The organism is Cryobacterium breve, assembly GCF_004402375.1.
Classification (GTDB): Bacteria; Actinomycetota; Actinomycetes; order Actinomycetales; family Microbacteriaceae; genus Cryobacterium; species Cryobacterium breve.
Genome location: NZ_SOGJ01000010.1, coordinates 18,562 through 41,235, shown reverse-complemented (window position 1 = coordinate 41,235; position 22,674 = coordinate 18,562). Strand labels below are relative to the sequence as shown.

18 protein-coding genes, 1 tRNA gene and 2 pseudogenes are annotated in these 22,674 nt (G+C 68.0%); 14 read left to right on the top strand and 7 right to left on the bottom strand.

Annotation, left to right across the window (positions count from 1 at the left end):
* The first annotated feature begins 16 nt into the window (after nucleotides 1-16).
* On the top strand, nucleotides 17-397 hold the full coding sequence (locus E3O65_RS02710; protein ID WP_134362218.1) for a cold-shock protein: 381 nt from the start codon (nucleotides 17-19) through the stop codon (nucleotides 395-397).
* Nucleotides 390-1,070, top strand: a complete 681-nt coding sequence (locus E3O65_RS17470) for a DUF3027 domain-containing protein (protein WP_134362217.1) — start codon at nucleotides 390-392, stop codon at nucleotides 1,068-1,070. Before E3O65_RS02710 ends, E3O65_RS17470 begins: the two co-directional genes overlap by 8 nt.
* On the opposite strand, the pseudogene E3O65_RS17465 reads toward E3O65_RS17470, so the two are convergent.
* Nucleotides 996-1,166 (bottom strand): annotated as a pseudogene (locus tag E3O65_RS17465) (DUF2530 domain-containing protein); the annotation flags it as partial. The gene E3O65_RS17470 and the pseudogene E3O65_RS17465 overlap by 75 nt on opposite strands.
* Nucleotides 1,167-1,172: 6 nt before the next feature.
* The gene (serC, locus tag E3O65_RS02700; RefSeq protein ID WP_134362216.1) at nucleotides 1,173-2,291 is read right to left on the bottom strand and encodes a phosphoserine transaminase; all 1,119 of its coding nucleotides are present in this window, start codon (nucleotides 2,289-2,291) and stop codon (nucleotides 1,173-1,175) included.
* 73 nt (nucleotides 2,292-2,364) lie between these two features.
* Here serC and E3O65_RS02695 point away from each other — a divergent pair, with 73 nt between their 5' ends.
* The 8 genes from E3O65_RS02695 to E3O65_RS02660 all read left to right on the top strand — a co-directional run bounded on the left by E3O65_RS02695 (nucleotide 2,365) and on the right by E3O65_RS02660 (nucleotide 12,727).
* Complete coding sequence (locus E3O65_RS02695) at nucleotides 2,365-3,072, top strand: iron-dependent transcriptional repressor DtxR (RefSeq protein WP_134362215.1); 708 nt, start codon at nucleotides 2,365-2,367, stop codon at nucleotides 3,070-3,072.
* A gap of 402 nt (nucleotides 3,073-3,474) precedes the next feature.
* Nucleotides 3,475-4,161, top strand: a complete 687-nt coding sequence (locus E3O65_RS16955) for a C40 family peptidase (protein ID WP_198411651.1) — start codon at nucleotides 3,475-3,477, stop codon at nucleotides 4,159-4,161.
* Nucleotides 4,162-4,507: 346 nt separating this feature from the next.
* Nucleotides 4,508-5,005, top strand: coding sequence for an HNH endonuclease (locus E3O65_RS02685; RefSeq protein WP_134362214.1), 498 nt, complete (start codon nucleotides 4,508-4,510; stop codon nucleotides 5,003-5,005).
* Between the two features lie 117 nt (nucleotides 5,006-5,122).
* A complete protein-coding gene (locus E3O65_RS02680; RefSeq protein WP_134362213.1) occupies nucleotides 5,123-6,142 on the top strand; it encodes a CHAP domain-containing protein in 1,020 nt (339 codons plus the stop codon).
* A gap of 70 nt (nucleotides 6,143-6,212) precedes the next feature.
* Nucleotides 6,213-6,287 (top strand) — tRNA-Arg (locus E3O65_RS02675).
* A 75-nt stretch (nucleotides 6,288-6,362) separates the two neighbouring features.
* Nucleotides 6,363-7,220, top strand: a complete 858-nt coding sequence (locus tag E3O65_RS02670) for a Cof-type HAD-IIB family hydrolase (RefSeq protein WP_166785630.1) — start codon at nucleotides 6,363-6,365, stop codon at nucleotides 7,218-7,220.
* 156 nt (nucleotides 7,221-7,376) lie between these two features.
* Entirely contained in the window at nucleotides 7,377-11,309 is a 3,933-nt protein-coding gene (locus E3O65_RS02665) for a Pls/PosA family non-ribosomal peptide synthetase (protein ID WP_422386395.1), read from the top strand.
* 5 nt (nucleotides 11,310-11,314) lie between these two features.
* Nucleotides 11,315-12,727, top strand: coding sequence for a M1 family metallopeptidase (locus E3O65_RS02660; RefSeq protein WP_134362211.1), 1,413 nt, complete (start codon nucleotides 11,315-11,317; stop codon nucleotides 12,725-12,727).
* Between the two features lie 69 nt (nucleotides 12,728-12,796).
* Here E3O65_RS02660 and E3O65_RS02655 read toward each other — a convergent pair whose 3' ends face one another.
* Nucleotides 12,797-13,513: a 4'-phosphopantetheinyl transferase family protein gene (locus E3O65_RS02655; RefSeq protein WP_134362210.1), complete on the bottom strand. Its 717-nt coding sequence runs from the start codon at nucleotides 13,511-13,513 to the stop codon at nucleotides 12,797-12,799.
* A 90-nt stretch (nucleotides 13,514-13,603) separates the two neighbouring features.
* Between E3O65_RS02655 and E3O65_RS02650 the strand changes: the two genes are divergently transcribed.
* Complete coding sequence (locus E3O65_RS02650; RefSeq protein ID WP_134362209.1) at nucleotides 13,604-14,620, top strand: magnesium and cobalt transport protein CorA; 1,017 nt, start codon at nucleotides 13,604-13,606, stop codon at nucleotides 14,618-14,620.
* Here the strand turns inward: E3O65_RS02650 and E3O65_RS02645 are convergent.
* Nucleotides 14,598-15,626, bottom strand: a complete 1,029-nt coding sequence (locus E3O65_RS02645; protein ID WP_134362208.1) for an adenosine deaminase — start codon at nucleotides 15,624-15,626, stop codon at nucleotides 14,598-14,600. The two genes, E3O65_RS02650 and E3O65_RS02645, sit on opposite strands and share 23 nt — an antisense overlap.
* A gap of 127 nt (nucleotides 15,627-15,753) precedes the next feature.
* On the opposite strand from E3O65_RS02645, the gene E3O65_RS02640 reads away from it, so the two are divergent.
* Nucleotides 15,754-19,575 (top strand): AAA family ATPase, encoded by a 3,822-nt coding sequence (locus E3O65_RS02640; protein WP_241988655.1) that lies wholly within the window; start codon nucleotides 15,754-15,756, stop codon nucleotides 19,573-19,575.
* A gap of 597 nt (nucleotides 19,576-20,172) precedes the next feature.
* Here the strand turns inward: E3O65_RS02640 and mscL are convergent.
* Entirely contained in the window at nucleotides 20,173-20,610 is a 438-nt protein-coding gene (gene mscL, locus E3O65_RS02630) for a large conductance mechanosensitive channel protein MscL (protein ID WP_134362206.1), read from the bottom strand.
* Between the two features lie 48 nt (nucleotides 20,611-20,658).
* Between mscL and E3O65_RS17080 the strand changes: the two genes are divergently transcribed.
* Nucleotides 20,659-20,892, top strand: a complete 234-nt coding sequence (locus tag E3O65_RS17080) for a hypothetical protein (RefSeq protein ID WP_241985625.1) — start codon at nucleotides 20,659-20,661, stop codon at nucleotides 20,890-20,892.
* 14 nt (nucleotides 20,893-20,906) lie between these two features.
* Here the strand turns inward: E3O65_RS17080 and E3O65_RS17075 are convergent.
* Both E3O65_RS17075 and E3O65_RS02620 read right to left on the bottom strand, forming a co-directional pair.
* Nucleotides 20,907-21,047, bottom strand: a pseudogene (locus E3O65_RS17075) (FmdB family zinc ribbon protein); the annotation flags it as partial.
* Nucleotides 21,048-21,146: 99 nt separating this feature from the next.
* On the bottom strand, nucleotides 21,147-21,725 hold the full coding sequence (locus E3O65_RS02620) for a 5-formyltetrahydrofolate cyclo-ligase (protein WP_134362204.1): 579 nt from the start codon (nucleotides 21,723-21,725) through the stop codon (nucleotides 21,147-21,149).
* A gap of 34 nt (nucleotides 21,726-21,759) precedes the next feature.
* On the opposite strand from E3O65_RS02620, the gene galU reads away from it, so the two are divergent.
* Nucleotides 21,760-22,653 (top strand): UTP--glucose-1-phosphate uridylyltransferase GalU, encoded by an 894-nt coding sequence (gene galU / locus E3O65_RS02615; protein ID WP_134362203.1) that lies wholly within the window; start codon nucleotides 21,760-21,762, stop codon nucleotides 22,651-22,653.
* Nucleotides 22,654-22,674 lie beyond the last annotated feature (21 nt).

The window sequence follows — 22,674 nt, the reverse complement described above, 5'->3', positions numbered from 1 at the left end:
ATTCAGCGAGGTCCAGATGCCCACCGGCAAGGTCAAGTTCTACGACGAGGAGAAGGGTTTCGGCTTCATCACTTCCGACGAGGGCCATGAGGTCTTTCTCCACGCTTCTGCACTGCCCGCCGGCGTCACGGTCAAGGCGGGAACGAAGCTCGAATTCGGTATTGCCGACGGTAAGCGGGGCGCCCAGGCGTTGTCCGTTCGCGTTCTCGAGGCGCCGCCGAGCCTGGTCAAACTCAGCCGCAAGCCGGCCGACGACATGGCCATCATCATCGAGGACCTCGTGAAGTTGCTCGACGGAATCGGTGCGAGCCTGCGCCGCGGCCGCTACCCCGACAGCGCCCACAGCCACAAGATCGCGGCAGTGCTGCGCAAGGTAGCCGAGGAACTCGATGCATGAGTCGATCGCTGACGAGCGCCTGCTGGCCGCCGTCGACCAAGCGCGCGCGGCGCTCCTGGAAATCACACCGGATCACACTATCGGCGAACCCCTCGGGCATATCGTCGAAGGCGAGCAGGTGCTCTCGCTGCTGTTCGACTGCACCCTGGCCGGCTACCCTGGGTGGCGCTGGACGGTGACCCTGGCTCGCGTCGACGCGGACGACCCTACGGTGCTGGAAGCTGAGCTCACGCCGGGCGATGAGGCTCTGATCGCGCCCGAGTGGGTGCCGTGGTCTGACCGCCTCGCCGACTACCGCATGGCACAGGAACTCGCGGCGGCCGGAGCCGCAGCGGACGCGCTGGATGTTCAGGACGATGAATCGGATGACGTCGAAACGGATGACGACGACGACGATGACGATGACGACGACGATGACGACGACGATGACGACGACGATCATGAGTCGGACGGCGACCCGCTAGCCCTCGGCGACGAGGACTTCGACGACGACCGCGGCGAAGACGTGCTCGACGGGATCGACTTCGGTGAAGGCCTAACGCCGCCGGAGGGCCACCCAGGCCAGGCCGGCCAGCCCCAGGCCGAGGCCGATGACGGCAGCCCAGAGCCACCAGCCGACCCCCGCGGCGGCGAGCTCGCCGCGGAAGACGACCGCGAGGACGATCGCCACTGACCAGGCGGCGGAGCCCGCAAGGAAAGCCATGCGGGCATCCGTGCGGGCCGGCAGCGGGTCTGGCCGACGCTCACTGTCCTTCAGCCAGAACCGCATGCCGAGCTACTTGCCCAGGTTCTGCACCACGAACTCGATGGACGCAACCAGCTGGCGCACGTCGTCGGGTTCGATCGCGGTGAACGTGGCCACGCGCAACTGGTTGCGACCGAGCTTGCGGTAGGGCTCGGTGTCGGAGATCCCGTTGGCGCGCAGCGTTTTGGCCACGGCGGCGGCGTCGATCGCGTCGTCGAAGTCGATCGTCGCGACCACCTGTGACCGGTGCTCCGGATTGACGACATACGGCGTCGCGAACGAGACGCTTTCGGCCCAGTCGTAGAGAACGGATGACGAGTCACGGGTGCGAGCGGACGCCCAGGCCAGGCCGCCGTTGTCGTTGATCCAGTCCAGCTGGTTCTCGATCAGCAGGAGGGTGGCCACGGCCGGGGTATTCAGGGTCTGGTTGAGGCGCGAGTTGTCGATCGCGTTCTTGAGGCTGAGGAACTCGGGGATGTAACGACCGCTCGCAGCGATCTGCTCCACCCGGTCGATCGCGGCCGGGGAGAAGAGGGCCATCCAAAGTCCGCCGTCGGAGGCGAGGTTCTTCTGCGGTGCGAAGTAGTAGACATCCGCCTGGTCGGCCTCGTAGTCGATGCCGGCCGCCGCGCTGGTGGCGTCGATCACGGTCAGGGCGCCGGGGTCGGCGACCACACGGGTGACCGGTGCCATGACACCCGTCGAGGTCTCGTTCTGGGGCCAGGCGTAGACGTCGACGCCTTCGGTCACGACGAACTCGCTGCGCGAGCCGGCCGGAGCCTTGATCACATCGGGCGTTTCGAGGAACGGAGCGGCCGCGGCGGCGGCGAACTTGCCTCCGAACTCGCCGAAGACGAGGTTCTGGCTGCGTCGGAGGATAAGGGAGAACGCGGCGGCATCCCAGAACGCGGTGGACCCGCCGTTGCCGATGACTACTTCATAACCGTCGGGAGCGCGGAGCAGATCCGCGAGGCCGGTGCGCACGCGCCCGACCAAGTTTTTAACGGGTGCTTGGCGATGGGAGGTGCCAATGATGCTCGTACCGAATTTAATGAGGTGATCGAGTTGTTCTTGACGGACTTTCGAAGGGCCGCAGCCAAAACGTCCATCAGCAGGCAGAAGTTCCGGGGGAATTATCAGGTTCGACATACGGCGATTCTAATGGCCGCTGTCACGGCGATAAGGTTGGGCAGTACGTGGAGAGCCGAGAGGAAAGCTGGACATGACGGATCTGATCGACACCACCGAAATGTACCTCCGCACGATCCTGGACCTCGAGGAGGAGGACATCGTGCCCCTTCGAGCGCGCATCTCCGAGCGCCTCGGGCATTCCGGACCCACGGTCTCCCAAACGGTGGCGCGCATGGAACGGGACGGGCTGGTGGTTGTCTCCGGCGACCGCCACCTCGAGCTGACCGTGGACGGGCGCAGTAAAGCCGTGCACGTGATGCGCAAGCACCGGCTGGCCGAACGCCTGCTCAGCGACGTGATCGGCCTCGAATGGGAGTTCGTGCATGACGAGGCATGCCGCTGGGAGCATGTGATGAGCGAGCGCGTCGAGCGGAAAATCCTGGAAATCCTCGGCCACCCCACCGAATCGCCGTACGGCAACCCGATTCCGGGGCTCGATGAGCTCGGCGATTCACCGGCCATGGCCTTCATGGCGGGAGTCACCAGCCTGGTCGACCTTGTCGCCGGCGCCGGCGCCCCGGTCACGGCCGTGGTGCGCCGACTGGGCGAACCGGTGCAGGTTGACCCCGAATTACTGGCCCAGCTGAAGGGCGCGGGGGTAATCCCGGGTGCCGCCGGGGTCTTCTCCGCCGTGGGGTCCTACGTGCGCGTGCAGGTGAACGGCTTCACCGACGGGCTGGAACTGCCGGGTGAGGTCGCCGGCCATATCTTCGTGGCCACGCCGTCGTCATCCGCCTGATCGCTCGTCGACCGACTGCGCGGGCCGACCACGTTTTCGTTATCAATATGTTAGGAAAAACCGCGTTTTGAGTGACAAACGACCGACTGTCACGTAGCGTGGAATCGTCCCACAGGCCAGATTCCGGTCGACGGGCACGGATCAAGACGCCTTTAACTCCCGTCTCTTGCTCCGGTTTCTCACCCGCGATGAGCGCAGTGGACGGGGCAACTCCCTAGTGTTGTCGAGGTGCCGGAGGTAAACACTTTGGCTGCATCAGGAAACAAGCTGTCCCGTCGAGCCCCGAACTCGGCTTCCATCACAATCGGTTCGCAGCACGCGGAGCTCAGTCACTATCGAGCGTCACCGCCTCGTTCCGCGAAACGGTCCCGTCGTCGTGGCGCGGTGGCGAACATCGTGTTCATGACCCTCGCCGGCGGACTGGTCGCGACCATGGCGATCCCTGCCTATGCGTTCGCCCCCTCCGAAGGCGATCACGGTGCCACCGCCACGACCGCGTTGACCCAATCGGGCGCGCAGTCCGTGGCGGTCGCGGCCCAGGCGGCGACCGTCAGTGTCGCCCGGGACGGGTTCACGGCCACGACGCCCGAGGAACTGGCCGCTGCGGCCTCGGCCGCGGCTACAGCCGCCGCCGAGGCTGTCGCCGCCGAGGAACGCCGGCAGGAGGCGGCCGCCGCAATGACGACGTACGCCGCCTCCTATTCCGGGCCGTCCACGGCGGACTACCTGGCTGCGCCCGCCTACCCGAGTTTCGACCTCGCATCCGTTTTCAGCGTCGCCATGCAGTACGAGGGCGTTCCGTATGTCTACGGCGGGGCCACCCCGGCGGGCTTCGACTGCTCCGGATTCATCATGTACGTCTACGCTCAATTCGGCATTTCACTGCCGCATTCCTCGACCGGGCAGGGCTCCGCGGGCACCCAGATTCCCGTGTCAGAGGCGCAGCCGGGGGACCTGGTCATCATGGACGGCCACGACGGGTTCTACGCTGGCGACGGCAATATCCTGCACGCGCCGTATGAGGGTGCGTCGGTGCGGGTGCAGCCGATCTGGACCAGCTCGTACACGATCGTTCGCCTCGGCATCTGAGCCCGACCGATCCGAATGTGAATGTTTCGTAACACCCGCCCGATTCGGCGCCCCACGCTTCGCGGGGTGCCGAATCTGGGTTAACCTGATGCTCTGATGTTCTGCGAGTTTTCGGGAGAGCCAATGCGCGAGCGGCGCACGATCCACACCATGGATGTGCGCTGCCGCTTCGCGTTGCGGCGGATCAGTCGAGCAAATCTGAGTTGCGCGTGTCGAGCACGTTGCGTGGCCTGTCGGGCGTTGTCATTGTGACGGCGCCTTTTTTTGTTCCCTGTTCGCTCCCTTGTTGCCGACCGTCGTAGTTCGAATGGCTGGAAGCCGTCCAGCCCTTTTCGAAAGGGAACGCATGCGCACACTGGTCCTCAACGCGGGCTACGAGCCCCTCGCCGTGGTGTCCTTCAAACGGGCACTCGTGCTGGTCATGAATCACAAGGCGACGATCGTGCAGGCCGACTCGGGGCATCCGATCTGTGCCGCCTCCGGGTCCTGGGATCGACCCAGCGTCATCCTGCTCACGCGCTACGTGCGCATCCCGCGGTCCCGTGCCATGCCCGTCAGCCGACGCGGGGTGCTGCGCCGCGACGAACACCGCTGCGGGTACTGCGGCAAATCGGCGAGCACGATCGACCACGTACAGCCTCGTTCCCGCGGGGGTCGGGACACCTGGGACAACCTCGTGGCCTGTTGCCTGCGGTGCAATAACCTCAAAAGCGACCGCACGCCCGCCGAGATGGGGTGGAATCTTTTGTTCCACCCGGGGCTGCCGGCGGGGACCACCTGGGTGGTTCGCGGGGCTGAACGTCCGCTGCCGCAGTGGGATGAATTCCTGGCGCCGGCCGCCTGATCTGTGAATGTGACGGATGTAACGGAAATGTAACGCGGGAGGGTGACTTCCCCGCTCCCGTCCTCTAGTGTTGGGAAGGCGCCGATCCCCGATCTCGGTGCCACAGAGGATTTTCTCTTGCCCTATTCCGGCGTACCCGGCACTCCTGGTTCGCCAGAGACCCCGATTTCCCCTCTTTCGCGCCGCGAACTGCGGGCCCAGCGTGAAGCTGCCGAGGCTCAGTCCGACACCGCCGTGAGCACGCCGGTGAGCAGGGACACCCTGCTCTCGGTAGAGGTCGCTGTCCCTCGGGCTGAGGCCGTGGGAATCGATGTCGCCTCGTTCGTCGCGCGGCCCAGCCGGCTCAACCCGGTGGCTCCGTCGCAGGCACCCCGCGGCATCAGCCGTCCGGTGCGCACATCGCGGATCCGACGCCCGTTGAAGATCGCGGTGACCCTTCTCGCCATTCCGGGGATGCTCCTCACCGCCGGCCTGCCGGCCTACGCGTTCTCGCCCGGAAGCGATGCCGCAGCCACCTCAACCCGGGTCGCCGGCGAGGCGCAGGGCGTCACGGTGGCCAGTGGCGTCACCGCCATCACCGTGGCCAGGGACGGCTTCACGGCCACCACGTCCGAAGAGCTGGCCCAGCGGGACGCCGATGCGCTCTCCGCGAAGCAGGCCGAGGAGGCGGCAGCGTCTGTGACCCGGTCGGCATCCGCGAACTTCGCGGTCTACACCGTTCGGGCCGAGGGCGACGACTACCCCTGGTTCGACCAGGCCACCGACAATCAGGGCGGCGGGCTGTCCCCCCTCGGCTACTACTATCGCGAATGCGTGGACTTCGTGGCTTGGCGGCTCAACCGCGACGCCGGGTCGACCGGCTCCCCATGGAACTACACATGGAGCAACCTCACGCCCAGTGGCGGCAACGCGAGCAACTGGGCCAATGCGTGGGCCGAACACGGCTGGGCTACCGGCGACGCTCCCGTCGTCGGCGCGGTCGCCTGGTTCAACTACAACCACGTTGCGTACGTGCAATCCGTCAACAGCGACGGCTCGGTTGTGCTCGAGGAATACAACTGGAACAGCAGTCACGCCTACCACACGCGCACTGTCTCGCCCAGCGAGGTCCCGCTCTTCCTATACCCGCCGGCGTAACCGCCACCCCTGCCGCGGCACGGTGGCGGCGCTGCGGCGCTGGCGGACAACCGCTAAACTGGGCTGGCCAGCCTCTGTAGCTCAACGGAAGAGCAGTTCCGTCCTAAGGAAACGGTTGGGGGTTCGAATCCCTCCAGGGGCACCAACACGAACTGCCGCTCGTACCATTCCGGTCGCCTCCGATGAAGCAATGTTCCGGAGAACACCTGTCTGGAGCACCATGATCTCCCCCCGCATCGCCTTCGTTGACGTAGACGGCACCCTCCTCGACACCGGTTCAGTGGTCGCGGAGTCGTCCGTCGAAGCGGTGCGCACCGCCCGGAGCAACGGGCATCTGGTCTATCTCAGCACCGGACGGGCTTCGGTCGAGATCTACCCCGCGATCCGCGACATCGGCTTCGACGGCACCATCACCTCCGGCGGCGGGTTCGCGGAAATCGGCGATGAGCTCGTGATCGAACGCACCATGCCCGCGGCGGCGGTGGCACGCATGATCGGATTCTACGAAGAGTCAGGGTACGACTTCTACCTGCAGTCCTTCGACGAGCTGTACCCGAGTCCCGGCGTTCGCGACCGTTTCGCGGAGTACTACGCGGCCGACAGCGTTCGTGCGGCCGGAATCGGGGCTATACCGGAATCCGTCACCGCCACCGATGACCACCCGGAACTGAAGGCGTTTGCCAATGTGCGACCGTACAGCTACACGGGCATCGCGAAATCGGTGTTCCTCGCCGGTGACCTCCGGGCGTACGATCGCGTTTCGGCCGCACTCAGCGCGGACTTCCATGTGATCACCGGCACCATCCCGCACATGGGTCGGGGCAGTGGCGAGGTGACGCTGAACGGCGTGAACAAGGGCTCCACGATTCTGCAGTTGCTCGACAGGCTCGGTCTCGACGCGGTATCCGCCCTCGGAATCGGCGACAGCAGCAACGACATCGAGATGCTGCAGGTCTGCGGCGTGGGCATCGCGATGGGCAACGCGACGGATGCCGTCAAGTCCCACGCCGACGAGGTCACCACCTCGGTGCGGCACGACGGCGTCTGGAACGCCTTCCGCCGCCACGGTCTGATCTGACCGCCGGGCACACCGGCCGCCGGGCAGACCACGACGGCGTCGATAGGCCGCGGTATGCGTCGTTGATGATGACGTAGCAGGACACCTTGCCGTTACCTCCGGGTTCTAAACTGGTGGCTCGCGGTGGCTGGCACCGCGATCGTCTGAGGAGCCTGCGTGACCCTGACCCCGATTCAGCCCGGCCAGGACGTGCTCGAGGCCGGGGACCGCACCCCCCGCGCTCGCACTCTCGTGGACATCCTGCTCATGACTGCCGCGCGGTATCCGACCGCCCTGGCTCTGGAAGACGTGGACGGCGCCGTCAACTATCGCGACCTGATCCGGCTGGTCACCGAACAGGCCGAGCAGCTCAGCCGCAGGGGGGTGCGTCGCGGCGACACTGTGGGCATCCGGATCCCGTCGGGAACCCGGGAGCTGTACCTTTCCATTCTGGCGACGCTCCTGGTCGGCGCCTCCTACGTGCCGGTCGACGCCGACGACCCCGAGGAGCGAGCGCGGCTCGTCTTCAGCGAGGCCCGGGTCGTGGGGGTCATCGGAGCCGGTGGTGTTTTCGACGTGCGCGAGGGCATCGACGCTGAAATCTTCGAAGAACGGATGCTCGCACCCGGCGACGACCTGGCCCTCGCCGGCACCATCGGCACCATGCCCACCCCCGACGACGACGCCTGGGTGATCTTCACCTCCGGATCCACGGGCGTGCCCAAGGGGGTCGCGGTGGCGCACCGCTCGGCCGCCGCCTTCGTTGACGCCGAGGCCGACCTGTTCCTCCAGGCGGAGCCGATCGGTCCCGCGGACCGGGTGCTGGCCGGACTGTCGGTCGCCTTCGACGCGTCCTGCGAGGAGATGTGGCTGGCCTGGCGGAACGGCGCCTGCCTCGTCTCGGCGCCTCGATCGCTCGTGCGTTCGGGCGTCGACCTCGGACCGTGGCTGATCAAGCATGGGGTGACCGTGGTGTCGACCGTGCCCACCCTCGCCGCGCTGTGGCCGGAGGAATCGCTCGAACGGGTGCGTCTGCTGATCTTCGGCGGCGAGGCCTGCCCGCCCGAACTCGCCGCCCGCCTCGCCGTTCGCGGCCGGGAGGTCTGGAACACCTACGGTCCGACTGAGGCCACCGTCGTTGCCTGCGCGGCCCGGCTCGACGGTGAGGGGCCAGTGCGCATCGGGCTTCCCCTCGCCGGCTGGAACCTGGCCGTGGTGGATGCCGCCGGCGCCCGCGTCGCCCACGGTGAAACGGGGGAGCTCATCATCGGCGGGGTCGGGTTGGCCCGCTACCTCGACGCCGCCAAAGACGCCGAGAAGTACGCCCCGCACGCCGACCTGGGCTGGCACCGCGCCTACCGCAGCGGGGACCTTGTGCGCTACGAACGTGAGGGACTCGTGTTCGTCGGGCGTGCCGACGACCAGGTCAAGCTCGGCGGACGGCGCATCGAACTGGGCGAGATCGAGGCAGCCCTGCGCGCCCTCCCCGGGGTGGCAGGGGCGGCCGCGGTCGTGCAGACCACCCCCGCGGGCAATCAGGTTCTGGTCGGCTACCTAGCCCAGGGGGAGGGGGCGGTGTTCGATCGGTCGGCTGCCAACATCCGCCTGCGCGAGGAATTGCCGGCCGCGCTCGTGCCGCTGCTGCACATCGTAGACGAGCTACCCACGCGCACCTCCGGCAAGGTGGATCGCCTTGCCCTGCCCTGGCCGCTGCCGACCACGGGCGGCGAGCGAACGGATGCCCTCACACCCACGGCGGCCTGGCTCGCCGGCGGCTGGGCCGCTATCCTCGGCGTGCCGGCCGACGACCCGGACGCTGACTTCTTCGCCCATGGCGGCGGCTCGCTCTCGGCCGCGCAATTCGTGTCGACGATCCGCGAGCGCTTCCCCGACACGCGCGTCTCCGACATCTACGACTACCCCCGGATCGGGTCCCTCGCCGACGAACTCGACGGGCGTGCGCCCACGGCGCCGAGCAGCGGCCGCACGGTGCTGCCGGTGCCCCGGCGCAGCCAGCTGGCCCTCACCCTGCTGGGGGTTCCTCTGCACGTGCTGGTTGGCGCGCGATGGTTGGTCTACCTTGCGGCGGCGAACAACCTGCTCTCCGACTGGGGTGGAGCATCCTTCGCACCCACGATCTCCTGGTGGTGGGTGGCTCTCGGGTTCCTGCTGTTCGTCACGCCGCCCGGCAAGATGGCCGTCTCCGTCGTCGCCGCGCGACTGCTGCTGCGCGGGGTGGAGCCGGGCAACTATCCCCGGGGTGGCTCCGTGCACCTGCGCCTGTGGCTGGCCGAACAGGTGGCGCTGCTCTCGGACGCCGTGAGCCTCTCCGGTGCCCCCTGGATCAGCTACTACGCGCGGGCCCTCGGCGCCCGCATCGGCACCGACGTCGACCTGCACGCCCTGCCGCCGGTGACGGGGATGCTCACGATCGGTTCGGGAGCGGCCATCGAACCCGAGACCGACCTGTCGGGCTACTGGATCGACGGCGATGTGTTGCGCATCGGGTCGGTACGGATCGGCGCCGGCGCCACGGTCGGCTCACGAAGCGCCCTGTTCGGCGGGGCCCGCATCGGGGCCGGTGCCGTGATCGAAACCGGCTCGGCCGTGTCCGGACCAATTCCACCGGGCGAACGCTGGGCCGGATCCCCGGCCGCCCGGGTGGGCGCCGCCCACGGGGGGTGGCCGGCCGAACGCCCGCCGCGGGGACGCCGCTGGCTGACCGCTTTCGCCGCCGGGGCCATCGTGATGACGGCCCTGCCCGTGACCGCGGTGCTCGTCGGCGCACTGCTCGTTGGCGTCGCGATCGGGGACGCCGCCACCCTGGCCGACGCAGTCGACCGGGCCGCCCCGGCGACCCTGGTCGCGGTGCCGGTCGCCGGCCTCGTCTACGCGGGACTGGTACTCCTCGCCGTGCGCGCGCTCGGTGTGGGCCTACGTGAGGGGTACTACCCGGTGCGCAGCCGCATCGGCTGGCAGGTCTGGATGACCGAACGCATTCTGGACAGCGCCCGGACGCTGCTGTTCCCGGTCTACGCGAGCCTGCTCACCCCGATCTGGCTGCGCCTGCTCGGCGCGAAGGTCGGCGCGGGCGTGGAAGCGTCCACCGTGCTGCTGATTCCGGCCCTGACGACCATCGCGCCGGCCGCCTTCCTGGCCGACGACACCATGGTGGCGTGCTACGAACTCGGCGGCGGCTGGCTGCGCATCGGGCCGGCAAAGGTCGGTCGTCGGGCCTTCCTCGGCAACAGCGGCATCGCGGGTGCCGGGCGCACCGTGCCACGCAACGGGCTCGTCGCCGTGCTCTCCTCCACCCCGCGCAAAGCGAAGCGCGGGTCGTCGTGGCTGGGCAACCCACCCGAACGGCTGCGTCGCACGGCAACGGATGTCGACGAAGCCCGCACCTTCCACCCGCCGGCCCGGCTCGTCACCTGGCGTGCACTGTGGGAGCTACTGCGCATCGTGCCGGTCATCGTCACCGCACTGATCGGCCTGGGGGTGCTCGCCGCGCTCGAAGCGCTCTGGCTTCTGCTCGGCGTGGGCTGGACCATTGCGCTCTCGGGCCTGGTGCTGCTGGCCGCGGGGGCCGTCGCCGCCGTTGTGACCACGGTCGCGAAGTGGCTGCTGATCGGCCGCATCGACGCCACGGAGCATCCGCTCTGGTCATCATTCATCTGGCGCAACGAAGTGTCGGACAGCTTCGTGGAGATGGTCGCCCGACCCTGGTTCGCCGCGAAGGCGGCCGGAACGCCGGCGCTCGCCGTGTGGCTGCGCAGCCTCGGCGCCAACGTCGGGCACGGGGTCTGGTGCGAGTCGTACTGGCTGCCCGAGGCCGACCTGGTGACCATCGGGGATGGCTCCACCGTCAACCGGGGCTGCGTTGTTCAGACGCATCTGTTCCACGACCGGATCATGCAGCTTGACCGGGTCACCCTGGCGGCCGGGGCGACGCTCGGGCCCCACAGTGTGATCCTGCCCGCCGCCGGCATCGGCGAGGGAGCGACCGTGGGACCTGCCTCGCTGGTGATGCGCGGCGAGCGCGTGCCGGCCGGCTCAGTGTGGTCGGGCAACCCGATTTCGCCCTGGCGCGCCCCTCCGTGGCAGACTTGATGCCCATGCCTCGCACCCCGCCGAAGAGTCCCGCCAAGACTTCTGTCAAGAGTCCCGCCAAGAGTCTCACCTCCCTGCCGCCCAAGCCGGCGCTGCCCGCGGGCGGCGCGACCCACGGCTCTGCCTCGGCGGGCGACCCTTACCTGCCGGGCAACGGCAACGGCGGGTACCTCGCCCTGCACTACGACCTCGACCTCGACTACCGGGTGTCGACCAACCAGCTGCGCGGAACGGCGACCATGACCGGCTTGGCGTCCATGAGCCTGGACCGATTCTGCCTCGACTTCGACGGCCTCACCGTGGACCGCGTCACCGTCGACGGGGTGCGGGCGCAGAAGGTCAGCCAGAACTCGCGCAAGCTCACGATCACGGTGGCCACGACGATCGAAGCGGGGGAGCGGTTCGAGGTCACCGTGCGGTATCGCGGCACGCCGCATCCGTTGAAGAGCATCTGGGGTGAGGTCGGCTGGGAGGAACTGGACGACGGCGTGCTCGTTGCCGGGCAGCCCACTGGCGCGGCGTCGTGGTTCCCCTGCAACGACCACCCGAGCAACAAGGCCTCGTTCCGCATCCGGGTCAGCTGCGAAGACCCGTACACGGTCGTGTCGAATGGCGCTCTGATCGCCCGCACAACCCGGTCAGGCCGCACCAGCTGGACCTACGAGGTGAAGGAACCGATGGCCACCTACCTGGCCACGGTTCTGATCGGTCGGTATCGCCGTGCCGACGTGGTGGCGGCGCCGGTGGCCCAGCGCATCTTCTTCCCGGCCAATCTCGCCCGCGAGGTGGCCGTGGACTTCGCTCGACTCCCCGAGATGATCTCCCTCTTCGACAGGCTCTTTGGTACCTACCCTTTCGGTGGCTACTCCGTCGTGGTCACCGACGACGAGCTGGAGATCCCGCTCGAGGCGCACGGTCTCGCCATCTTCGGCCGCAACCACGTCGATGGTGTGCACGGCAGTGACCGGCTGATCGCCCATGAGCTGGCCCACCAGTGGTTCGGGAACAGTCTCACCGTGTCCCGATGGCAGGACATCTGGCTGCACGAGGGGTTCGCCTGCTATGCCGAGTGGTTGTGGGCGGAGGCCAGCGGGGGACTCTCCGCGGATGCGAGCGCCGCCGTGCACCGCGCCGAGATCGAGGCGCTGCCGAGCGACATAGTGGTGGGCGACCCGGGCCCGCACGACATGTTCGACGACCGGGTCTACAAGCGCGGCGCGCTGGCCCTGCACGCGCTGCGCCGGTCGCTCGGAGACGAGGTCTTCTTCGGCGCTGTGCGCGCCTACACGCGGGCACGCCACCACGGTTCCGTCTCCACGGAGGACCTCGTCGAGTTCTTCACCGTGCAGACCGACAGCAGCGACATCCGCCGCATCGTGGACCGCTGGATCTACCGGACGGCGCTGCCCAAGCTCTAGGCCGGTCCGTACGGTTGTCGCCGTTGCAGACGGATGAGCGCAGCCGGCGTCGAGTCGTTCGGTTCGGTGTCACCGACGGATGTCGGCGGCCGGCACCACCCGCACGGTCGGCCCGTCCGCGGCGAACCCGTCCTCCGCGAGCACGGCCACCGTGCCGACGAGCCCGGCACCCGGCTCGAAGCCGCGCAATCGCAGGGCGTCAACAGGGAAGGCGGATCCGCGCCAGGCGGTCAGGCCGGGGTTGCCCGGGCCGTCGCTGCCAGGCAGTGCGACGGTCAGGTCGCGCGGGTCCACCCGGAGCCCGTCGCCCGTGCACTTCAGGGCAGCCTCTTTCGCGGTCCACAACTGGGCCCGGGCTGCCACGGCGTCGGCGCTCGGCACCCCGGCCAGGGCGGCGAGCTCGGCCGTCCCGAACGCGACCGCGTCGAACCCGGCTCGGGACACGGCCGCCAGGGTCTCGACGTCGACGCCGACCGGGCCGAGGAATGTCAGGGCGAGGGCCACCACTCCGCCCGCGCGGCTGAGACTGACGTGCAGCGGTCGTGAGGCGGTCAGGTGGCCGGTCCCCGTCCCGGTCTCGGTCCCGGTCTCGAACGACAGCGCCACCTGCGGCCGGCCGTGGTCCCGTCCGCCGCAGTGCGGGCAGCTGCGCTCGATCTGCACCGAGTGCGGAGCAACGCCGAGCACCCACGCGGCAGTGGCGGCCAGTAGCAGCCGATCAGCGGCATCCGTGGTCCTGCGCGCGCCGACCACCACCACGACGTCGCCGGCTCGGTCGGGGTTCACGCCCCCAACCTACCTCCCCGCCGCCGGAGTCCGGTCAGCGGGTGACGCCCCCGGTGCGACACTGGTAGCTGTTATCTAAGGAGAGCGCGCGTGGCACTGATCGACAACGCTGTATATGTGAACGGCCACCGGGCGGCGAACCCGGAGTCGCTCGACGAGACCTTCGAAATGATGAAGGCCCACCACGGCTTCGCCTGGATCGGGATGTACCGGCCTTCGCCGGACGAGGTGCGCTCGGTCGCGACCGAATTCAGCCTGCACCACCTCTCCGTCGAAGACGCGCTGAAGGGCCATCAGCGGGCGAAGCTGGAGCGATTCGACGACATCCTGTTCGTGGTGCTGCGCCCGGCCCGCTACCTCGATCAGGAAGAACGGGTCGAGTTCGGCGAGCTGCACGTCTTCGTGGGACCGGACTTCGTGGCCACCATCCGCCACGCCGAGTCGCCAGACCTCGCCAAGGTGCGCGAGCGCATGGAGAAGACGCCGGAGCTGCTGGCCCTCGGGCCGGAGGCCGTGCTCTACGCCATCCTCGACCAGATCGTCGACGAGTACGGGCCGGTCGTCGCCGGTTTGGAGAACGACATCGACGAGATCGAGGACCAGCTCTTCGACGGTGACCAGGCCGTGGCGCGGCGCATCTACGACCTTTCCCGCGAGGTGATCGAGTTCCAGCGCGCGACGCAGCCGCTCGTAGGCATGCTCGAGTCACTGCAGAAGGGTTTCGCCACCCACCAGGTCCCCGCGGAACTCAACCATCACCTGCGGGACGTACTCGACCACACGTTGCGGGTCGTGGAGCGCGGCGACGCGTTCCGCCAGCTCCTCGACAATGCCCTCACGGTGCACAGCACGCTTGTCACCCAGCGCCAGAATGAGGAGACTCGTCGGTTGTCCGAGACCAGCCTGGCGCAGAGCGAAGAGGTCAAGAAGATCTCCAGCTGGGCGGCTATCCTCTTCGCCCCGACTCTCGTGGGCACCATCTACGGCATGAACTTCACGCATATGCCGGAGCTCAGCTGGGTGTTCGGCTACCCGTTCGCCCTCTCCCTGATGTTGGTGATGGGCGTGGGCCTCTACGGAGTGTTCAAGAAGAACGGATGGCTGTAGCCGGCCCCGCCGCCTCCCGCTGGGTGGCCAGCCAGGTCTCGACCTCGTCGGCCAGGGCCGCCTTCGCGGCGGGTGTCAAGAACGACGCCTCGATCCCGTTCCGGGCGAGGAGGGCGAGCCGGTCCGGGCCCAGGCCGAATTCTGCATCGAGCGCGGCCAGGTTGTCGTCGATGTAGCCGCCGAAGTAGGCCGGGTCGTCGGAATTGATGCAGACGAGCAGCCCGCGGTCGATCATCCGCACGATCGGGTGATCGGCGAGGGTGTCGATCACGCGCAGTCGCACGTTCGAGAACGGGCAGACGGTGAGCGGGATGCGGTCCCGAACGAGCCGGTCGAGGAGCGCCTCGTCTTCCAGGCTGCGGATGCCGTGGTCGACGCGCTCCACGCCGAGCAGGTCGAGGGCCTGCCAGACGTAGTCGGGCGGGCCCTCCTCGCCGGCATGCGCCACCAGGCGTAGACCGTGGGCACGGGCCAGGTCGAAGACCTCGGTGAACAGCTCGGGGGGATAGTCGACCTCGGCCGAGTCCAGGCCGATGCCGTCGATCGGAATCTCGCCGGCAAGGATCTCGCGCAGGATCTGCAGCGCCTCGTCGGCCGGTCGGTCGCGCAGGAACGTCACGATCAGCTGTGTGCTGATGCCCCACTCGTCGACTGACCGCTCCAGTGCGTCGCGCACCCCGGCCAGGGCCGTCCGGAGCGGCACTCCCCGGCTCGTGTGCGCCTGCGGGTCGAAGAAGATCTCCGCGTGCCGCACCCCGGCGGTGCGCGCCCGGGCGAGGTAGGCGCAGGTCAGATCGGTGAAGTCGACCCGTTCCCGCAGCACGTCCAGCGCCCGGTAGTAGAGATCCAGGAACGACTGCAAGTCGGTGAAATCGTACTGGGCGCGCAGTTCCGCCAGCGAGGCCCACGGCAGCGTGACCGCGTTCCGCTCGGCCAGCTCGAAGAGCAACTCCGGTTCCAGAGTTCCCTCGATGTGCAGGTGGAGTTCGACGAGGGGTAGTTTCATTGCACCATTCTCGCAAGCGGAATCGAACGAGGCCACACGCGCATCCGGAAGCCCCGATTTAGGTCAATTCGGGCCCGAATCCCCGCAATCCCGGGCCGCTTGCCGGGGAATCGGAGGTGATTGGCTTATGGTGTCGAGTGTGTGGCGCCTCGATAAGAAACTAGATGACGACGGCTTCCTGACGGAGATTCAGGATGCTCCGTCTGCCGACCCGCACAATTCCGTGGCTGCGCACGCGGTCAGCCTGGGCGATCCGTCCCTCACGGTGGGCAATGTGGCCGACCCGGTCTGGCAGCGCTGGCGCGACGAACTCGCCGAGGTGGGTGGCCGTTCCCCGCTGTTGCACTTCAGCGACGGCCCCCGCACCCGCATCGAACTCAGTGCCACGCACCCGGGCGGCCTGCCCCAGTTCATCACCGGCAAGACGACTCTGCTCTCCAACCTGATCCGCGACGAGCTCGCCCTGCGGAACGCCAGGTTGGCGGCCGGCGAGATCACCCAGAAGGGCATCGAACTGCGCTCCATGCGCGGCATCGAGTCGGTGAACCTTGCCATCGGCCTTGCCGAGTGGCGTCACAACGACGTGGACTACAGCGCTCCCGTTTTGCTGCGCCCGCTCGCGATCCGCCGGTACGGCCGAGACTTCGAACTCAAGCTCAAGGGCCAGCCGTTTTTGAACCCGGAGTTGGCGCGCGCACTGAACGACCAGTTTCAGATCGTCCTGGATGCCGACGCGTTCGTGGCACTGGCCGTCACCAACGGCGCCTTCAAACCGCAGCCCGTGATCGACCGCCTGCGCGGCCTCACTTCGCACCTGCCCTGGTTCAACGTGGTGCCGCGCCTCGTAGCGTCCTCGTTCGCCGACGTGGGGCGCGCGCTCGCCGCGGATGCAGCCGAGCTGGACCATCCTCTGCTCGACGCGGTCGCCGGCAACAACAACGCCCGCCGCGCTATCGAGACCGCCTACAACCCCGTCGTCCCGATCGGTCAGGACTCCCGTCCCCCGGCCACCGACACCCTGCTGCTCGACGCCGACTCCGAGCAGGAGAACGTTGTCGCGCAGATCGCGGCGGGCAACTCCCTGGTCGTCAAGACGCTCCCCGGGACAGGCGGCACTCAGACAATCGTGAACGCGATCGGCTCGCTCATCGCGCAGCACAAGCGCGTGCTCGTGGTCAGCGCCCGCCGCTCCAGCCTCGACGGCATCGCACACCGCCTGGTGCAGGTCGGGTTGCCCGGGGTCGCCGTGACCCCACGCACCCTGCGCCGGGACCTGATCCAGTCGATCACCCGCAACGAGAAGGCCACCCAGCCCATGGTCGGCGACGTGGATGACGCGCTCGTGCGCCTGCGCAAGGTGCTGCTCGACTACCGGTCGGCGCTCACCCGGCGCGACCCGGCCCTCGGGGTGTCCGTGCTCGACGCCCTCGGCGAGCTGGCGCGTCTCGCGCAGCTGCCGTCCCCGCCTTCGACCACGGCCCGCCTTGACCGCAACGCGCTTGAGCGTCTGGCCCAGGGCCGGCCACTCGCCGCCGCCACTCTGATCAAAGCCGCTGCGCTCGGCGAGTTCCGCTACGGACCCGGCGACTCGCCCTGGTACGGAGCCTCCTTCACCTCCCCGGCCGACGCCTCGGGAGCCCATCAGCTCGCCAAACGCGTCAACCAGGTCGAGTTGCCCCGCCTGCTCGAGCGCGCCGCCGGACTCGTCGGCCAGACCCGGTTGCGCCCGTTCGAAACCATCGCCGAACTCGGTGTGTACTTGCGCCTCCTGCTGGACATCCGGGAAACGCTCGACAAGTTCCAGCCCGCCGTGTTCGACCGGTCGCTGACCGAACTGATCACGGCGACCGCGTCCCGTCGGGAGTCGCCCGACATGACAGGCGCCAACCGCCGCCGCCTGCGCAAACTCGCCGTGGAGTACCTGCGCCCCGGCGTGCACGTGAGCGACATGAACGAGAGCCTGCGTCGTATCCAACAGCAGCGCACCCTGTGGCAGCGGTTCGTGGTGGCTGGTGTCACCCCCGAGGTTCCGGTGGGCATTTCGGATGTGCACGTGGCCTACCAGCGCGTCTCCGAAGACCTCGCGAGCCTCGACATCCCGCTCGGCGCGGCCGGAACGACCCGCCAGCTGTCGAACCGCCCGGTCAAGGAACTGATCCACGCCATCTCCGGGCTGGCCGCAGAGAGTGAGGTGCTCGCAAATCTTCACGAACGCACCGCCCTGCTGGCCACCCTGCGGGAGCACAATCTCGATCCGCTGATGACCGACCTGGCCCAGCGGCATGTGTCCGAGAAAGACGTCGCCGACGAGCTCGAGCTCGCCTGGTGGCAGTCCGTTCTCGAAACCATGCTCAGCGGTGACAAGGCCCTCCTGAACGCGAACACCCAGGTGCTCGACCGGCTCGAAGCGGACTTCCGCCTGGTCGACGAGGCTCACGCCTCGACCACGGGGCAGCTGCTGGCCTGGCTGCTCTCCGAGACCTGGAAGATCGGTGTTGTCGACTGGCCCGAAGAGGCCGACAACCTGAGGCGCCTGCTGCGCGCCGACCGGGCCACGCCGACCCGACTGCACAAGGCCGCCCCGCATCTGGGCCGCGTGCTCGCCCCGGTCTGGCTGGCCTCGCCCTATGAGGTTGCGGGACTGGACGACCTGATGAGCTTCGATACCGTGCTGCTCGTCGACGCCGGTGCGACAACCCTGGCCGAGAACGTGGGCGCCATCCGTCGCGGCCGACAGATCGTCGCGTTCGGCGACCCGGTCACGCAGACGCCATCATCGTTCGAGACCGGCATCACGGCCACGGCCGACGAACGCGCGGCGCAGGAGACCAACGTCGACGCTCTGCACGCCGACTCGGCCCTCGCCCGGCTCGGCGAGCTGCTGCCGACCCTCACGCTCACCCGCAGCTACCGCGCCGGCGGCGAAGACCTCGCGGAACTGGTCAACCACCGTTTCTATGGCGGGCGGATCGACTCCCTGCCGTGGGCCGGGAGCTACCTCGGCCACGGCAGCCTCACCATCAACTACGTCGCCGGCGGGCACGGCATGCCCGACGCGGACTCCGGGGCCGTGGAGAGTGTCGACGCCGAAGTCGCCAAGGTCGTCGAACTCGTCATGGACCACGCCGTCAAACGCCCCAAGGAATCGCTCATGGTGATCACGGCCAGCGCGCGCCATTCCGTGCGCGTGCATCAGGCCGTGCTCTCCGCCTTCTCCAAGCGCACCGACCTCTCCGACTTCATCCTGAAAGACCGCGCCGAGCCGTTCACGGTGCTCACTCTCGAGCAGGCCGTGGCGCAGAGCCGCGACCGCGTGATCTTCTCCATCGGCTACGGCCGCACCCCGCATGGCCGGCTTTTGACGAACTTCGGATCACTGGGCGAACCGGGCGGTGAACGGCTCCTCGCCATCGGCATGACCCGCGCCCGCCGTGCCATGGACATCGTCTCCTGCTTCCGCCCATCCGACATCGATGCGGACCGCCAGCGTCACGGCATCCTCGCTCTCTCCCAGGTGCTCAGCGAGACCGAGGCCCGCCGCAACGAGGCACAGGTTCCCGACGCGAGCGAGGCCATGCTGGTCGACCTGGCGCACCGGCTCGAGCGGCTCGGCCTCACCGTGTCGCTTGGGCACCGCGGCAAGCTGGCCCTGGCCGGCTCGCACGCGGGCCGCGCCGTCGTGGTCGAAACGGATGCCGTCGTCGGACGGTCGAGCCTGCGCGAGTCCCTGAGGCTCCGCCCCGAAGTACTGCGCCGTCTCGGTTGGCACTATCTGCGTGTGCACAGCTTCGAACTGTTCAGCAACCCGGATGCGGTGGCCGCGCGGGTGGCCGCCCTCGCTGGGGTGGCGGTGCCGCCAGCTGCCGGCGGCTCAGCGCCCCGTGGTTCGGCACCGCATGGTCCGTCCGCGCCTGGTCCATCCGGCACGGTGCGCCGACCTGGTGTCTGAGCGTCGGGAACCCGTGGGGGCTGACGCGCGTCTCGGTCCTGCCGAACCCGAACCCCGAACGTCGGCATCCGCCGCGGCCCGGACGTCGGCGGTCGTCGTACCCCGGCAATCGGTCGTCAAGTCGGTCGGCATCTCGCGGCGCGCCCGACTGACGCCGGCCCCTGACACCGACCCGAATCCACATCCCCCGGTCCTGCGCGAGGAGGGCGGTATCGTGCCTGCCAAGCCTGGTGGACCGGGAACCCATGGTGTCAACGACGACCGGCTTCGACAGGACCGTCCGCCGCACTGGTAGTAGGCCGCAGGCGTTGCGCGACTGCCTGACTCTCCCGGGGGTCGGGCGGATTGAGTCGGCTCGGGCTGCACTGAGTCGGCTTGGTCTGAGCCGAGCGTGCTCGTGTGGCTACCTCAGGACATCCGTCGCCCGCCCGCACCGGCCGTCACGCACCAGCGCGGAACCAGAGTGGATGTTCGGCGTGGCCGCACGTATCTCCTGAGTTGGCCACAACCCGCCCGCGCCTCGGTCGTGTCCCACGTCCACAGGACCGGGCGGAATCAGCGTGCGAGCGCCCCGCCGTGCGGTCGGGACTCGCCCGGCTAAAGGGTGTGCTTCGGACCCTGCTCGATGGTGGCGCCGGAGGCCAGCAGGTCGCGGATCTCCATCAAAAGATCGAGTTCGGTCTCCGGGGCGGCTGCCTCGGTGGGGGTGGGAAGCCCGGCTGCACGTCGGCGCTCCTGGGCGTGCTTGACGTGGTTGAGCGGCATCACGAAGACGAAATAGACGACGGCCGCGACCAGCATGAACTGGATGGCCGCGGCCAGCACGATCCCGAACGACAGCTCCCCGCCGCCCGGAAGCTCAACGACCATAGTGCCGGCCAGGCTCTCCGAATTGAAGATCGCCGCGATGAGCGGGTTGAAAATGCCCGTGACGATGGCTTTGACCACCGCCGTGAACGCTGCACCGATCACCACGGCGACGGCCAGCTCGATGACATTGCCGCGCATGATGAATTCTTTGAAGCCCTGAATCATGGAGATACTCCGGTGGTGTTTCGGCGCCGGGACAGGCGAAGGATGAGAGTGGAGGGTTATGAAGACTTCGTGGCGGGCGCGGAGGTGCTGCTGCTGGCCGTGGCCTTCGCCGCGGGGGCCGAGCTGTCCTTCGTGGGGGCTGCGGACTTCTCACTGGAAGAACTGGAGGAGCTGGAGGAGCTGGAACCCGCGTCGCCCGACTTGGTCTCGGACTTCGTGTCCGACGTCTTCGACGAGCGCTCGAGGGAGCGCTTCGCATCTGACCGGGCGTCGTTGCTGTAGAAGCCGGACCCGCTGAAGGTCACGCCGATCGATGAGAAGACCTTGCGCAGCTTGCCACCGCAGGTGGGGCAATCGGTGAGCGTGTTGTCGGTGAAGGCTTGCTGGATGTCGAACGCGGTGTCGCACTCGGTGCAGCGGTAGGAATAGGTAGGCACTGGAACTCCGATGGGGGAACCGGCTCGAGGGCCGGAATCTCCGATTGTGAAATGGCTTTCGTGGAACGGGCAGTTGTGGAAAAGAGGAGTGGGTGAAGGTTAGAACGCGATGATGCGCGTGGGGGTGACCAGGCCGTCGACCGGCTGGTCGTGCACCTCGCGGGGCACCTCGTCGACGAACTCGTTGTCGAAGACGACGGCGTACACCGGAGGGCACTTATCCATCGAGCCGAGGGTCTTGTCGTAGTAGCCGCGACCCCAGCCCATGCGCAGGCCGGACGCGTCGATGGCGGCGGCGGGCACGATGATCAGGTCGACGTCATTGATCGCGATCGGTCCCAGCAGGCTGCCGGCGGCCTCGGGGGCCCCTGACAGGCCTTCGAACTCGGTTTGGTCTTCGCCCACGGTCCAGTCGAGCAGGCCATCATCTCGGGAGACCGGGAACAGCACACGGATTCCCTGGGCCTCCGCCCAGTTCACGAACGGCCGGGTGTCCGGTTCGTTGCGGCTCGACAGGTAACAGGAAATCGACCGGGCCGAGAGGTCCAGGGTGATGCTCTGCAGGTTTTGGGTGAGGCCGGCTGCGGCTGCATCCCGCTCCACCGAAGTCATGTTCTGGCGGCGCTCCCGCAGCTCGGCGCGGAGCGCGCGCTTTCGATGACCGATGTCGGAGTCCATATATCTCATCCTAGATGCCGATATCGTAGGGACCATGGGGACAACAATTACCAAGGCCGTCATTCCTGCTGCAGGACTGGGCACGCGCTTCCTTCCGGCAACCAAAGCCATGCCGAAGGAAATGTTGCCGGTCGTCGACAAGCCGGCAATCCAGTACGTGGTGGAGGAAGCCGTGTCAGCTGGCCTGACCGACGTGCTGATGGTCACCGGTCGCAACAAAAACGCGCTGGAGAACCATTTCGACCGGATGACCGAGCTTGAAGCGATCCTGAAGAAGAAGGGCGACCAGAGCCGCCTCGCGAAGGTCAACCACGCCACCGACCTCGCCGACATCCACTACGTGCGCCAGGGCGACCCGCTGGGTCTCGGGCACGCGGTGCTTCGGGCCAAAATGCACGTGGGCAACGAGCCCTTCGCCGTGCTACTCGGTGACGACATCATCGACGAGCGCGACCCGCTGCTCGCGAAGATGCTGTCCGAGCAGGGCAACCGCAACACGAGCGTCATCGCCCTGATGGAAGTCGATCCCTCACAGATCCACCTCTACGGCGCCGCCGCAGTCGAGCCGACCGACGACCCCGACGTGGTTCGGGTGACCGGACTGGTTGAGAAGCCGGACGCGGCGGATGCCCCGTCGAACTTGGCCATCATCGGCCGCTACGTGCTGCGCCCCGATGTGTTCGAGGTGCTCGAGCACACCCTGCCCGGCAAGGGAAACGAGATCCAGCTCACCGACGCGCTGCAAGAGATGGCGGCGAGCCCGGATGCCACTGGCGGCGTGTACGGTGTCATCTTTCGCGGCCGCCGCTACGACACGGGCGACCGCCTCGACTACATCAAGGCCATCGTTCAGCTCGCGGTAGACCGCGAAGACCTTGGACCCGACCTGCGGCCGTGGCTGCACGAGTTCGTCGCCACCCTGGAGTAGGAGTGTGCGGCTACATTAAGG